Here is a 13,939-nt window from a genome sequence, read left to right as displayed (position 1 = left end):
TTTCAGTGTCCTGCGAATCGGCCCCCTTCTTCCTGAAACTCGGCACTCAGCAACCTGTAGACGGGTACCTTTGATACCGGAATCTGGTCCCTTTCATACCGTAAACAGGTGCTGAAGTGAGTATAAGTAATTGGCTTTGCACACTAAATTCTTCGCAAAGATTCTAAAACATCTAAAATAAATAAACTCTTTGTTGGCTCTGGTGTTGCCTATTTTACTGGTTTCGTGGCGAAACCCACTCAGAGTGGCGTATTCTGTGGAAAACTCTCACTCTGAGGATAGCGTCATTGGAAAATGTTCGCTATGTTGGGCAATATACGCCGCTAAGGCGAACATTACCTGAGGCATCGACAGTGAATAAATCTAACCAACCTCCTCTGCCGCCCTATTTGAATCTGGATCCAGAGCTAGCAGCGCAAAAGTTGCCTGATCCTATCGGAACTTCTCGATTCGCCAAAGCGGCTACATTCTGCGCAAAAGGGCGCGAAGACCTGGCGCGACGTGGGTATGCTCCGGACGGCGAAAAAAGACTGCGTAGATTTTCCATCTGGGAGATCACCAAATACCTGATCCCTGTTGCACCGGCGCATCTGCGACGGGTGCTCAAAGCCAATCCCGAATTGCCGCAGGGTGAAGGCGAGGCTGGCTCCAAGTGGTTTTCGCTGGAGGAAGTACTGATCCTCCGACAACACTTTGCAGCCGAGGGTGTCAGCACCAAGGAATATCTGCCGTACCGACCAGATGGCCTTCCTGCAAAGGTGGTTGCTGTGGCCAATTTCAAAGGTGGCGTTGGTAAGACATCAACTGCCGCGCATCTGGCAATGTCAGCTGCGCTGGACGGATATAAAGTATTGGTTATAGATCTGGACAGCCAGGGCTCGATGACCTCAATTCTAGGTGGAAGTGTTGCAGATGAATGGCAAACGGTTTTTCCACTTATAGCCAAAGACTACGCGCGTGCCGTACAAGAGGAAAACCGGGTCCGCAATGCGGCTGGGCAGCCTGAAATCCCCCTGGATGAAACGCTGCAAGAAGCGCTCAATACCCTGCCCCGCGATGTTATTCAGAAAACGCATTGGCCCAATATCGACCTGATTGGCGCCCAGTTGAACCTGTATTGGGCCGAGTTTCAGATACCCGTTTGGCGCATGGGTTTGCGTAGTTGGCCGCTTTGGGATGGTTTGACCAACTTTCTGCAGGATGAAGGAGTGTTGAACGACTACGACATTGTTTTCCTCGATACGCCTCCTGCACTTGGGTACCTAACGATCAACGCGCTGGCTGCAGCTGATATTTTGCTTGTGCCGTTGGGGGCCTCGTTTCTTGAATTTGACTCAACGGGCCGGTTCTTTGACATGCTCTACACGACTTTTGCCAGCATCGAGGACGGTGAGAACGCGGCGCAAAGGGCGGCTGGTTTACCCGAGCTCAAGTTTGAATGGGACGTAGTTAGGGCCATAATCACTCGGTTTGATGCCAGCCAGCAAACCGATATGGCAAATGTGATTCAGGCCTATTTCGGGGACTTCATGAATGCATACCGTCAGGACTATACCGCTCTGGTTGGTCAGGCGGGTGAGCAGGTAAATGGAATCTATGAAGCGGATTACAGGGACTTCAATCGCGATACGTATGTACGAGGTCGGGAAACATTCGACCGGACCTATGCCGAATTTAAACAGGTCTTGATCGGTTGCTGGTGGCGCGACGCTCAGATGGAAGGACAAGCAGATGGCTAAACGCAGAAGACTGACCGCTCCGGACACGTCAGAATTGGAACAGCTTGAGGCTGGTTTCGCGGCGAAACCGTCGATCAGCCCGTTTGAAACCAAGTCATCGACGCCTCCGATTGCACAGGTCGCGGCTGAGGCTGCAACGCTCAACGGCATGGCAGCGGTGACCGATCGCCTTGCTCTGGTGCAGGATCAAGGTGACGCAGCTCGATGGCGCGATGCGCAGGATGCCGGACTGGTGGCGGAAATGCTGTCGCTGGATCAGATTGATGCCGATTTCATTCGTCGCGACCGGATGGTTGAAGATGAAGAAGCCATGGCGGAACTTTTGGAGTCCTTGCGCGTTCACGGGTTGCGCACACCAATTGAGGTCACGCGTGACGGCGAAGGTTACGGGTTGATTTCTGGCTTCCGACGATTGAATGCCTTCCGGCGCCTGGCCGAGACCGATCCGCGATTTTCTGAAATCCCAGCCTTTGTCCGAGAGGCTGGTTCGGGGCAGGGCGCCTATGTCTCAATGGTCGAGGAAAACGAACTTAGGGCAAATCTCAGCCCTTATGAACGTGGACGCATTGCGGTTTTGGCCGCGGGACAGGGGGTATTTGCATCGACCGAAGCTGCTGTTGACGTTTTGTTTGCTGCCGCGTCCAAGGCAAAACGATCCAAGGTTCGTAGTTTTGCGGTGGTACACGAAGCACTTGGTGACTTGTTGCAGCACCCGGTCGCCCTGTCCGAAAAAGCAGGGCTGAAACTAGCGGCCGCATTGCGGGAGGGGGCACAACCCCAATTGCGTCAGGCTTTGGCCGAGGTGGGTGAGCTGGACCAAAAATCGGAATGGGCGTTGCTGGAAGCCGCCCTAAAGACGTCACCTGTCCCTGTGAAAGACAAGGCGAGGGGAGGGCGTCCGCAACAGGTTCAGCGCCTGGCTCCGGTGGCGTTGACCGGAGGCAGCGAAATTCTGGCCGAAGTGTCCGCAGGCGAATTACGCCTTCGTATTCGTGGAATGGATATCCCTGCCGAAGACGCGCAGAACATCGTTGAACGGTTGGCCGATTACCTGCGTGAGTTTCGCGGCAAAACATAAAGCGGGAAGGTGAGATAGGACCTGTTATGTGGTGCGCAAAATGACATATTTTTGCGCACCAATGGAGTCGAGCGTCTGACACCTTAGGAAGCTGGGATTCCATGTAATGTGCCAACGGTTATGAGGATCATGCCGTAATTGTATGAAACGGGAACTTGGTTTTCAGGACGTCAAACGGGACGGGTTCGGAATGGCTGACCGCCGTTCGATCAGCTGACCGTCAAGCCGTTCGGCGCTGGGTCTTTCCTGATCCGAAATCCAGCGTGCGAGGGCAACGGCGGCTTTCTCGCCCATTTGAGACACCGGCAAATGCACTGTGGTGATGGCAGGCACTGCGACAGCAGAACTGGGCAGATCGTCGACCCCAACCAGAGAGATATCGTCGGGCACGCGGACATCCTCGGCCTGAAGACCGAACAAAACCCCCAAGGCAACGACATCTGACAGGCACAAAATGGCGTCCGGTTTTTGAGCCTGTCCGCAGATGAGTTTGGCACTTTCCGCGCCGCCACGATGGCTAATCTGGGTCTCGTAGCAGGTTAGCTGTCCGTCCCAGGGCAGGTCCTGCAGCCCCGAAAGACGTGCGCGTGTTCGGTCATTATCATGCACCGGACCGTGTACAACAGCTATGTGGCGATGCCCAAGGTCGGCAAGATGCTGCAGGGCAAGCTGAGCCACCGCCTCGTTGTCATACCCGATGGTCGGCAGAGGGTTTGTTGCGTCATAAAAGGATGTGATGATCGTCGGCAGCATCGTCCGATCAATCAAGTCGTGCAATGCGTCGCTGTGGGTGGCACCTGTGATAATCAGACCTTCGGCTCCGATATCAACAAGGCTTTGCGCTTTCTCGGCTTCGATTTCGAGGTCCGAGTTCGTTGTCGCAACGACAAGGGACAATTGGTGTTCGGACAGCTCACGCTCTAGCGCGGCAAGGAACCGGGCAAAGATCGCATTGTCCAGCGTTGGCACCAAAGCTCCGACAAATCGGGTGCGGCCGGAATTGATCGCCCGTGCGGCGGCGCTGGGTACGAATTTCAACGCGTCAATGGCAGCCTGGACTTTCTCAAGCGTGTCTTTCTTCACCACGCCTGGTTCATTGAGAACACGAGACACCGTTGCGACCGATACACCCGCCGCTTTGGCGACGTCTCTGAGATTTGCGCGTTTTTTGGGTTCAAGGCTTCTTGGCTTCACCGTTTTCTGGGTCCGTTTCTGCGGTCGTATAAGAAAGTGTTGACATATGTAACTAGTTTCAGCAACCTTTGTAACTAGTTACATTTTGGCTATCTGGCTGCACCATGCACGGATCTTCAGTCTTACATACGTTCGCGAATACGGGGTTTAACGGCCTTGGCCGGCGGTTTCCGGGCTTTCCGAAAATCTCAGATGCGCGTACGCATATCCTGGCCCCGCGCGAGGCGTTGCAACTGAAAATGTCCGCTGGGGATTTGCTGTCGATAGAAGGGGTTGGCCCGGCGCAACCTCTGGATTTGACGGCATTTGACGAAGTTGGGCAACCAATGTTGGCAACCTTGGGGCTTACTGCAAACGGACAGATCGCAGCGGGCGACTTTGATAGTGCCCAATTTTCAGGATGGATTGCTGCACAGGGCGGGGGGGAACCGGTTCCCGGACACAGGTTGGATCAAGTGACCGATCCGGTGATTCTGCGCGCCGACACGTCCGTTACGGTCTGGGTGATCCGTCCCATTGAGCGTTCGGGGTTGATCGAAGGTGCAGGGGCCGGATGCGTTACGGTTCAACACAAATCATCCGCTGCGCAAGACCCGCACCTGCCACCTTTGCTGGGTGATACACGGGATGAATTCACCGTACCGCGGGGCAGGGCAGTTGCCTATGAACTGAAGGCAGGAGAATTTGTTCAGATCATCGACGTCGAAGGCCAGCAGTGTTCAGATTTCATGGCGCTGCGCGCTGATGGGTTGGATTGTGGTGACGAATGGATGATCGACTCGACCGCCACCCGCTCGATGGTGCGTCGTGCATTCCCGGGGCCCGGGTTGCTGGACAAATTTTTTGATCGCGAGATGCGTCCGCTGTTGAATGTCATACAGGATACCTGCGGGCGGCATGACACTTTCGGTCTGGCTTGCACCGCACGCGGGTATGAGGAGCGGGGGTTTCCCGGTCATCTGAATTGTTCCGACAACATGTCGAATGCCTTGGCCCCGTATGGCGTCGCACGGCGTGCGGCCTGGCCGGCCATCAATTTCTTTTGGAACACATGGATCGATCCGGCGACCCATCACATCCAGACCGAAGAATCCCATTCTCGTCCTGGGGACTATGTCGCGATGCGCGCGATCGAGGATCTGGTCTGTGTCTCGACCGCCTGCCCGGATGACATTGATCCGATTAATGGTTGGAATCCGACAGATGTGCATGTGCGCATCTATCGCCCCGAAACACCGATCCGCCGCGCGGTGGCCTATCGCGAAAAGGAAGATGCCCCGATGTCGATCAGTCAGGAATCCGCGTTTCACGACCGGCTCGCTCCGCTGACCCAGCATTTCGCGCCGGCACGCGATCTGTGGGCGCCGGTCAGCTATCCCGCCCATGGCACGCTGGGAGAATATTGGGCCTGCCGTCAGGCGGTGACGGTTCAGGATATGAGCGGGCTGCGCAAATTCGACATTATCGGCCCGGATGCCGAGGCGTTGTTGCAGCTGGCGACCACGCGAAACGTGGCCAAGTTGCCGGTGTGGCGTGGGTCTTACACTTTGATGTGTGACGAAAGCGGGGCCGTCATTGATGACGGTACGTTATTCCGCCTTGCGCCCGAGATTTTTCGCTGGTGCTGTGGCTCGGAAGAAAGCGGGCGCGTGTTGCAGACGCTGGCGGATGAACACGGATTGCAAGTGCGCGTGCATGCATTGCGCGGTGCGATGCCGAACCTGGCAATCCAGGGTCCGAAATCGCGCGACCTGTTGCGCAAGATCGCCTTTACGCAACCTCATGTGCCCGGGCTGGATCACCTAAAATGGTTTGGCGTCACCGTCGCCCGTCTGCGCGATCGCGAGGGCGCGCCGTTCATGCTGTCGCGCTCAGGCTATACCGGAGAACTGGGGTATGAGGTCTTCTGCTCCAAATCCGATGCAGTCGCAATCTGGGACGCGGTGATGGAAGCGGGTGAGGAATTCGGGATCACGCCAATGGGTTCGGCCGCGCTGGACGTTATCCGGATCGAGGCCGGTCTGGCCGCCGCCAACGCCGAATTCGCGCCGGGCGTCGATGCGTTCGAAGCCGGGTTGGGTTTTGCCGTCGACCTGACCAAATCCGACTTTACCGGCAAGGCTGCGCTGGAACGCAATGCGCGCGAACCGCGCCGGGTACTCAAGGGGTTGCTGATTGGCTGCGATGATGTACCCGCCCACGGTGCCCCTGTCTTTGCAGGTGAGCGGCAGGTGGGTGTGGTCACTTCGGCCACCCGCTCACCGATGTTGGAACACGCCATCGCGATGGCGCGGCTGTCGGTCGAACACGCAGAAAATGGCACCGAACTTGAGATCGGACAGCTTGATGGGCGGATGAAGCGCCTGTGTGCCACCGTCTCGGACATTCCATTCATAGATCCGCAACGCAAGCGGGCGCGCGCCTGATGGCGCATGCAACTCAACGCAACGGGAGAAGACATATGAGGAAACTAACATTCACGGCAACCTTGACCATGATCTTGGGCGCAACAACGGCAATGGCGCAGGAGAAGGTCATGGTGGGTGAACCCAGCTGGCCCGGTGCCAAAATCATGAGCCGGGTAATCGGTCAGGTCATCGAAACCCGTTTGGGCGGCGAAGTCGGATATGCTCCTGGAGCCAACGCGGTGATCTTTGCCGCCATGGATGGCGGGCGCGGCGATATCGACGTACACCCGGACGTCTGGTTGCCAAACCAGTCTTCGTTCACCGATGAGTACGTTGATCAGAAGGGTACTGTTGGACTGTCTTCGGGCAGCTACGAAGGCCGCGCCGGGATTTGCGTGCCAAACTACATGGTCGAAGATCACAACATCAAATCCATCTACGATCTGGCCACCCCAATGGCGCAGGAGCTGTTCGATTCAGACGGTGACGGGCTGGGCGAGGTCTGGGTCGGCGCGTCCGGCTGGGCGTCGACCAACACGTTCAAGGTGCGGGTACGGGACTACGGCATCGAAACCTTCCTGACACCCACCACCGAAGACGAAACCGTGTTTTATTCGCGTCTGAAGGATCAGATCGACCAGCAGAAAGGGGCCGCGTTCTACTGCTATGCGCCGCATTATGTGCATGCCCTCTATGACGTAACCATTCTGGAAGAGCCCGAGCATGACGCGGCCACCTACAAGATGGTGCAGCCGGATCAGGATGCCGACTGGTACAACAAATCCCATGTCAGCACCGGCGAGCCGGTTAAAACCGTGACCGTGGCGCATTCCAAGTCTTTGGAACAGCGCAATCCGGCGGCTGCCTCTTTTCTGGCCAATATCGACATGGACGCAGCCCAGCTTAGCGGATTGACCTACGAGGTCGTGGTCAAGGGCCGCGAGATTGACGAGGTCGTGGCCGAATGGATCGCCGGGAATGGCGATACCGTCGATGGTTGGCTTGGTCTGAAAACAAACTAAAGCCGTCGCGCCCCCGGTGTTTCGGGGGCGCCCTGTAACACTCTCAACAGCGGTGGGATCAGTATGACAGCGGATATCGCAATCGACGCAAAAGGCGTGTGGAAAGTATTCGGCGCGCGCTCGCAGGAGGCTTTGAAAGCCATCCACAGCGAAGGGCTGAGCAAGGCCGAAGTGCTGGACCACTTCAACTGCGTTGTTGGCGTGGCCGATGCCAGTTTCGAAATTGAGCGTGGGGAGCTGTTCTGTGTCATGGGCCTGTCTGGTTCGGGCAAATCGACCCTCGTGCGCCATGTAAACCGACTGCTCGAGCCAACGGATGGTCATATCTATCTGGATGGCGATGACGTGATGGGCCTGAATGACGAAGGATTGCGTGATTTACGCAACCGGCGTGTTGCCATGGTGTTCCAAAACTTCGGCCTGATGCCGCACCGCACCGTGCGTGACAACGTGGCGATGCCGTTGGAAATACGTGGCACCGGCAAAGCCCGCCGCTGGGAAGAGGCGGACCGGGTGTTGGAGCTGGTCGAACTGAACGGATGGGAAGACAAATACGCCCATGAGCTTTCGGGTGGCATGCAGCAGCGCGTGGGCCTTGCCCGCGCCATTGCAGCCGATCCGGAAATCCTGTTGATGGATGAGCCATTTTCGGCCCTCGATCCGCTGATCCGCAAGCAGTTGCAAGATCAGTTCATGGACCTCAGCCACAAGCTGAATAAAACGACGATGTTTATCACCCACGATCTGGACGAGGCCATTCGCATCGGCCACCGCATCGCGATTATGAAAGACGGGCGTATCGTGCAGATTGGTACGCCGGAAGAGATCATCCTCAACCCCGCCGACGACTATGTTGCCGATTTCGTTGCCGGTATATCTAAGCTCAACATGATCTTCGCCCATTCGGTGATGAAACCGGTGGACGAATTCGAGGCCCATCATGGCGAGGTGCCGGAGGATGCAAAGGAAGCGCATCCCGAGATGGATTTGTCCGATCTGATGAACCTTTGCGTCGACGGCCACGGGGTCGTCGCGGTCACGCAGGATGGCAACACGGTCGGGGTGATCAATCGCGCGGGTCTGATCCGCGCCATTCAGGACAGCCAGGCATAAGGGGACCGATATGAAACATGTTGATGTGCAACAGATCCAACCGGAAACCGCTGATCGGCTGAACGGGCTGATCGCCGATTTTGTGGGGCAGGGGCAGGAATACTACCAAAAAACCTTTGCCTATATGATGCAGGCGCCCGGTTATCGTTTCACGCTGAACAAGGCCGCAGCGATCCTGGGGCCGATCTGGTTTGGCGCGCGTGGGTTGTGGTCGTGGTTTCTGGGCTTTCTGGTGCTGGAAACATTGGCCTATATCCAGATCGGGCTGGGGCTGTTCGGTGACCTTGGTCGCGAGTTCCGTGAACGCGCAGCCCAGATCGAACAGACGCTGGAACTGCGCCGCCAACAGATTGCCGCTGCCGAACAATCTGGCTCCGCCACGTTGGAGTCGTTGAAACGTGCGGCGGAATCGCTTGAGGGCGCGTTGGTCGGGGCCCAAGAGGCCGCGCGCAGTGCGGATTCCACCGGTGTCGCTTATCTGATGGTTGGAATTGTGCTGTTGCTGGCGGTCAAGTTTCTGGCAGCGTCGCTGGCCAACTGGACGCTTGAGGGTCAGTTTGCGCGCTGGCGCTCGGACACAAGTGTCGCAAATGGCTGGTCGACCCCCCGGGTGGTTGTGGCCGCGGCATTGACGGGCATTGTTGTTGTGCTGTCGATGATCAAATTTGCGCAGCCTGACGCTTTGGCGGTGCTGAAAACCTTTCCGACCAATCGCGACTGGCGGCTGAATGTGGGCGACGGGGTGCAGGCGGTTTTTGAATGGACCAAGACCGCCGGGCGCGGCTTCTTCGACGGCCTGACCTATGGCATGCGCACCCTGCTGGACTGGATTGAGGTGGTGCTTGTTGATACGCCCTGGCCGGTGGTGGCTCTGGTGATCATCATGCTGGCCTACCTGTCTGCCGGTGCGCGCGTGGCAATCTTTACTGGGGCGGCGCTGGCCTATCTTGGGCTTTTGGATTTTTGGGAAAAGGCGATGACCACGATTGCCTTGCTGGGTGCAGCGGCGTTGATTTCGATCACGCTGGGCATCCCGCTGGGTATTTATTGCGCCCGCCGCCCACGTGCCTTTGCCATCGTGCGGCCCATTCTGGATTTCATGCAGTCGATGCCATCCTTTGTCTACCTGATTCCCGTGGTGGCTTTTATCGGGTCAGGCAAACCAGCAGGCGTCGTGGCCACGATGATTTTCGGTAGTCCCCCGGTGATCCGCTTCACCGTTCTGGGTTTGCAGCAGGTGCCGGAAACGGTGCGCGAGGCTGCGCTCGCTTTTGGGGCCACGCCGCGTTACCTGCTGTGGCGAGTGGATCTGCCGCTGGCTCATAAGACCATCATGGCAGGCGTCAACCAGACCATTCTGATGTCGCTGGCTATGGTGGTTGTTGCCTCACTGATTGGCGCCAAGGGTCTGGGTGAGGACGTGCTGGAAGCGTTACAGTATGCGGCGGCAGGTCAGGGTATTCTGGCCGGGCTGGCAATCCTGTTCTGTGCGCTGATCCTGGATCGGATCGTGGCCGGTAAGAAGTAGAGATCTACCGCGATCCAAAGCTGTCTGGCCGGGGGCTGCCCCCGGCCAACGCATCCCGGTTACGACCAGCGTTCGATCAGGCGAATGGCCCAGACCAGCACGATGCCATAGATCACATGCCCGACTAGCGCGACCCATGTGATACCGGTGAAATTCAAGAAGAACGGCAAACCGGCGATGGTCGTGATACCGCCAATGGCAAATACCCAAAGCCCAAAACCGTAGACTGCTGATCCCACAAATATGTGGCGGCCTTTGAACAGCGTCGCCCAAACCGGGTTGAAGACGTAGAGCCAGCCAATCGGATAACCGATCAGGCCAACCAGATAGAAGTGAACGAAATACCCGGCGAAATCGCCATTGGGCAGGCCCAGTGTTCCGAGCAGGCTGCGTGCAAGCCCGTGCGGAGACAAATTGGCAAACCCCAATGACGGGCTGATCAGCTGCCCCCACAGGTCAAACGCATTGGACGCGAAGAAACCTGAAATGAACATCATACCCAAAAGCGGGATGTTGAATCGTGGGAACAGACCCGTCGAAGAATGCGCAGTTTCTGACATCGCCATGGGATGACCTTTCATGCCGGTTGCGTTGCTTTGTGCCTTTTAAATTGTGAAACGGCGGCTGAATTCAACGAATTGAAAGAGCTTTCACGCACAGGTGACAAAGCGAAGAATATTGAAACAAACCTGTGGGGATGGCCCGCTATCCGCGGCGTGCGGCTCGCCTCAGCAGCGGGATTTCAAAACGTCCACGACCGCATCAAAGGCCTGTACATCCTGTTCGGCGCGGGCGGTCAAAAGCGCCCCCTCAAGTACGGCCAGGGTGGCGCGGGCCTCGGCCGCTGGATTTGTCACGCCTGTGATTGACTTGTCTTGCAGGCCCAGTTCAAAGGTCGCTTCGATCTGCTTGATCACCATGGCGCGGAAGGCTTTGATCTTTTCAATCACCTCGTCTGACAGGCTTTCAAGGCTGCTGATCAGCGAAACGCACAGGCACAGGGTTTTGCCATCGTTGAGTGCATTTCGGTACAGCCCGATCAAGGCCAGCAATCGTTGCGACGCGGTGTCATGGGCGGCCTCGGCTTTGCGGCATTCGGCCTCAAAGGTCGAGTGGTAGCGATCCATCAAAGCGGCCGACAGGGCGGCCTTGGTGGGAAAGTGATAATGGATCGAAGCCTTGCGAATACCCACCGCATCAGCCAGATCGGCATAGCTGAACCCATCGAACCCGCGCGCGCGGGCGGCATGTTCGGCAACATCCAGCAAGGCAGTTTTGGTATCGGTCCCCATCTGTGTTCAATCCCTTTCTGAGCTATACAAAGGCAGCGGTGTTCCCCCTGCCTTTGACACCCTCAAAGCAGTACCGGCCCGGCCCCTAAAATGCCAGAGGGATCGCGTTTCACGTGCTAGACCGCCGGAGCTTTGGCAAAGGGCAAATGCCCGGTTTTCATCCAGACTTTTGCGCCATGGGAACCCGCGGTGGCTGATAGGGCCTGGCCTTCGGGCAGGCGCAACCAGCCATCTTTGGTCAGGTCATCACCGCCGGTGGTGATGGACCCGTCAATGACCAAAAGCTCGATGCCGCCAGCGGCGTCAGAGTTGAGAACCGCGCCCGGATCAAGATGACTGTAGGTGACGATCTCACGGTCATCCTTGTGCAGCGTGGCGGTTGACACGCCATCTACCGGGGCGGCCAGTTCATCCGCCATGGTCTTGCGGAACTGGGTGCGGTCGTCCAGATCAAACTGCCATAGCTTGACGAAGATAGTGCAACCGGGTTCCGATCCGGGTGTATGCGCCGAGGTTGGAGGATTGCGCACATAGGTTCCTGCGGGGAAGTCACCGTGTTCGTCCTGAAATACACCATCGAGTACGATGAACTCTTCACCGCCAGTGTGAGTATGAGCCGAAAACTTGCTGCCCGGTGCGTACCGCACGATGGTGGTGGCGCGGGCAACTTCGCCGCCGATCCGGTCCAGCATGCGCCGGTCCACGCCCTTCATGGGCGAGGCCTGCCACTCAAGCTGATCAGAGTGAACGACGACGCGGGATGAGAAATCCGAGTTGAGTTCCATTGATAGTATTCCTTTCGACTTCAGTGGCAGGGGCTGGTTCAGGCCGCGATGGACGGGCGCGCCGCCATTTTTGCACGCCATGCATTTAGATGGGTCAGGTTTTCCGGGATGTCGACCTTGGCGAAGTCGGCAAAAGCCAATCCGGCGAAGGCCGTGATGTCTGCCACCGAGAAAGTGTCGCCAGCAAGATATTCATTCTCGGCCAGAACTGAATCCAGATAAGCCATGGTTTGCCCGGCCACCTCTTTCTGTTTCATGCCCCATTCAGCACATTGATAGGTTTCAAGATCCGGTCCAAGGCCGGGGGTGGCGTGGTGGAAATATGTGCCGACCGCGTTCAGCAGACCGTTTTCCGCCCGCAGGTTCATCATCGAGATTTGCGCGCGTTCCTTGGCTGTTTCCCCAGTCAGCGATGGGCCGTCGAATGTCGCATCAATATATTCGGTGATCGCGTTGCACTGCGCGATATGTGTGCCATCGGGCAGCTCCAGGCAGGGAACTGCGGCGTCAGGGTTTTTAGCTTTGAATTCAGGGGTGCGGTGCTCACCGCCCATCACGTCCACCGGAATGAACTCAACTTTGTCAGATGCGCCCTTTTCAGCCAAGGCGATGCGGATGCGGGTTGGGTTTGGAAACCCTTCGATATCATGGATTTTCATAGGTGCGATTCCTTTGGAAGTATTATCAATGAAAATCTACCTATCAGAAGGTAGACAATTTTGCAACCATGATTCAGCCCCCACATCTTGCGGTTAGAAATATTCGAAGGCGTTGAGGCTCTAAGCCCCGCGTAACTGTTTCACCAGAAAGTCGATTAACGCTCGAATCCGAGCGGTCAGGTGGCGGTTTTGCGGATAGGCTGCGTAGAGTCCCAGCGATATTGCCTCTTGTGCTTCAAACAGCAATTGCAGACGGCCCGTGTCCAAAAAGGGCTGTGCCGTGTACAAGGGAATCCGGCCAATCCCCAGCCCGTCCGCTGCCATATGCGCCACAGCGCGAGGGGAATTTGCGCGAAAGTTTCCGGATACAGAAACTACGTATTCGCCGTCCGATCCCTTGAAAGCCCAATTGTCGATCATGTTGCCGGTGGTCTGTAGTAGACAGTTGTGGGTGGATAAGGCGGCGGGCTCTTGCGGCGTCCCATGTTGCGCCAGATATTCGGGCGACACACAGCAGACAATACGCATGTCCGTCAGCTTGCGCGCCACAAGGTTGGAATCCTTCAGTGCGCCAAAGCGAATGGCAAGGTCATACCCTTCTTCGACCATCGAGACGTGATGGTCAGACAGGTGCAATTCGATCGTGACTTTCGGATGTTCGGTTTGGAACGGTTTCAGCAGATGTATCAGTTCGGCCGAGCCAAACCCGGTTGGCGCGGTGATCCGTATACGCCCCGCCAATTCGGTCTGGCGTTTCTGGACCAGCCCTTCCAATTCATCAAACTGGTCCAGCAGTGAAAGGCAACGCTCGTAATAGGACCGTCCGGTATCGGTCAGGGTGACGCTGCGGGTGGTGCGGTTGAACAATTGCGCGTTCAGGCGGTCCTCAAGCTGACCGACATATTTGCTGGCCAGCTTGGTGCTGATGCCGATCTGTTTTGCGCCTTCGGTAAACGAAGAATGTGCCGCCACCGCCGCAAAGGTGCGCATGCCTTGGATCGTGTCCATTGTCTACACTGCGTTCATAGTAATTCTCTGAATGCGTATATTATCGCCTCTGATAAAGCAATCTAAGTTTGGCGCGTAGATGCTGACCCTCAGCCGAACCCCTTCAATCAGAG

At 56.8% G+C, this 13,939-nt stretch carries 12 protein-coding genes; 6 read left to right on the top strand and 6 right to left on the bottom strand.

Features of this window, described 5'->3' with window-relative positions; genetic code table 11:
- Window positions 1–353 precede the first annotated feature (353 nt).
- Together ACR0B8_RS14290 and ACR0B8_RS14285 are read left to right on the top strand one after the other, a co-directional pair.
- Window positions 354–1,739, top strand: a complete 1,386-nt coding sequence (locus tag ACR0B8_RS14290) for an AAA family ATPase (protein WP_170361792.1) — start codon at window positions 354–356, stop codon at window positions 1,737–1,739.
- Window positions 1,732–2,817: a ParB/RepB/Spo0J family partition protein gene (locus ACR0B8_RS14285; RefSeq protein ID WP_170361791.1), complete on the top strand. Its 1,086-nt coding sequence runs from the start codon at window positions 1,732–1,734 to the stop codon at window positions 2,815–2,817. Before ACR0B8_RS14290 ends, ACR0B8_RS14285 begins: the two co-directional genes overlap by 8 nt.
- Window positions 2,818–2,979: 162 nt before the next feature.
- Here the strand turns inward: ACR0B8_RS14285 and ACR0B8_RS14280 are convergent, their stop codons facing one another.
- Window positions 2,980–4,011, bottom strand: a complete 1,032-nt coding sequence (locus ACR0B8_RS14280) for a LacI family DNA-binding transcriptional regulator (RefSeq protein WP_170361790.1) — start codon at window positions 4,009–4,011, stop codon at window positions 2,980–2,982.
- 104 nt (window positions 4,012–4,115) lie between these two features.
- Between ACR0B8_RS14280 and ACR0B8_RS14275 the strand changes: the two genes are divergently transcribed.
- From ACR0B8_RS14275 to ACR0B8_RS14260, 4 genes are all read left to right on the top strand, one after another.
- Window positions 4,116–6,437, top strand: coding sequence for a DUF1989 domain-containing protein (locus ACR0B8_RS14275; protein ID WP_226689429.1), 2,322 nt, complete (start codon window positions 4,116–4,118; stop codon window positions 6,435–6,437).
- 35 nt (window positions 6,438–6,472) lie between these two features.
- Window positions 6,473–7,441, top strand: a complete 969-nt coding sequence (locus ACR0B8_RS14270; protein ID WP_170349966.1) for an ABC transporter substrate-binding protein — start codon at window positions 6,473–6,475, stop codon at window positions 7,439–7,441.
- A gap of 63 nt (window positions 7,442–7,504) precedes the next feature.
- Window positions 7,505–8,554, top strand: a complete 1,050-nt coding sequence (locus ACR0B8_RS14265) for a quaternary amine ABC transporter ATP-binding protein (protein WP_170361787.1) — start codon at window positions 7,505–7,507, stop codon at window positions 8,552–8,554.
- Between the two features lie 10 nt (window positions 8,555–8,564).
- A complete protein-coding gene (locus ACR0B8_RS14260) occupies window positions 8,565–10,082 on the top strand; it encodes an ABC transporter permease (RefSeq protein ID WP_170361786.1) in 1,518 nt (505 codons plus the stop codon).
- A gap of 59 nt (window positions 10,083–10,141) precedes the next feature.
- Here the strand turns inward: ACR0B8_RS14260 and ACR0B8_RS14255 are convergent, their stop codons facing one another.
- The 5 genes from ACR0B8_RS14255 to ACR0B8_RS14235 form a co-directional block, all read right to left on the bottom strand.
- On the bottom strand, window positions 10,142–10,648 hold the full coding sequence (locus ACR0B8_RS14255; protein WP_226689430.1) for a hypothetical protein: 507 nt from the start codon (window positions 10,646–10,648) through the stop codon (window positions 10,142–10,144).
- 162 nt (window positions 10,649–10,810) lie between these two features.
- Window positions 10,811–11,374, bottom strand: coding sequence for a TetR/AcrR family transcriptional regulator (locus tag ACR0B8_RS14250; RefSeq protein WP_226689431.1), 564 nt, complete (start codon window positions 11,372–11,374; stop codon window positions 10,811–10,813).
- Window positions 11,375–11,490: 116 nt separating this feature from the next.
- Window positions 11,491–12,159, bottom strand: a complete 669-nt coding sequence (locus ACR0B8_RS14245; protein ID WP_170361784.1) for a cupin domain-containing protein — start codon at window positions 12,157–12,159, stop codon at window positions 11,491–11,493.
- A 38-nt stretch (window positions 12,160–12,197) separates the two neighbouring features.
- Window positions 12,198–12,818, bottom strand: coding sequence for a glutathione S-transferase family protein (locus ACR0B8_RS14240; protein WP_480639277.1), 621 nt, complete (start codon window positions 12,816–12,818; stop codon window positions 12,198–12,200).
- Between the two features lie 120 nt (window positions 12,819–12,938).
- Window positions 12,939–13,826 (bottom strand): LysR family transcriptional regulator, encoded by an 888-nt coding sequence (locus tag ACR0B8_RS14235; protein ID WP_170412265.1) that lies wholly within the window; start codon window positions 13,824–13,826, stop codon window positions 12,939–12,941.
- Window positions 13,827–13,939: the final 113 nt, after the last annotated feature.

This window comes from Ruegeria sp. BH6, from assembly GCF_056538105.1.
The sequence above is the reverse complement of the archived record's forward strand: the minus strand, read 5'-3'. Positions and strand labels throughout refer to the sequence as shown.

Excerpts from the sequence above, each read along its gene's own strand:
- ACR0B8_RS14285 (WP_170361791.1), top strand. The coding sequence starts at position 1,732 with ATGGCTAAACGCAGAAGACTGACCGCTCCGGACACGTCAGAATTGGAA.
- ACR0B8_RS14275 (WP_226689429.1), top strand. The coding sequence starts at position 4,116 with ATGCACGGATCTTCAGTCTTACATACGTTCGCGAATACGGGGTTTAAC.
- ACR0B8_RS14270 (WP_170349966.1), top strand. The coding sequence starts at position 6,473 with ATGAGGAAACTAACATTCACGGCAACCTTGACCATGATCTTGGGCGCA.
- ACR0B8_RS14265 (WP_170361787.1), top strand. The coding sequence starts at position 7,505 with ATGACAGCGGATATCGCAATCGACGCAAAAGGCGTGTGGAAAGTATTC.
- ACR0B8_RS14260 (WP_170361786.1), top strand. The coding sequence starts at position 8,565 with ATGAAACATGTTGATGTGCAACAGATCCAACCGGAAACCGCTGATCGG.
- ACR0B8_RS14255 (WP_226689430.1), bottom strand. The coding sequence starts at position 10,648 with ATGGCGATGTCAGAAACTGCGCATTCTTCGACGGGTCTGTTCCCACGA.
- ACR0B8_RS14250 (WP_226689431.1), bottom strand. The coding sequence starts at position 11,374 with ATGGGGACCGATACCAAAACTGCCTTGCTGGATGTTGCCGAACATGCC.
- ACR0B8_RS14245 (WP_170361784.1), bottom strand. The coding sequence starts at position 12,159 with ATGGAACTCAACTCGGATTTCTCATCCCGCGTCGTCGTTCACTCTGAT.
- ACR0B8_RS14240 (WP_480639277.1), bottom strand. The coding sequence starts at position 12,818 with ATGAAAATCCATGATATCGAAGGGTTTCCAAACCCAACCCGCATCCGC.
- ACR0B8_RS14235 (WP_170412265.1), bottom strand. The coding sequence starts at position 13,826 with ATGGACACGATCCAAGGCATGCGCACCTTTGCGGCGGTGGCGGCACAT.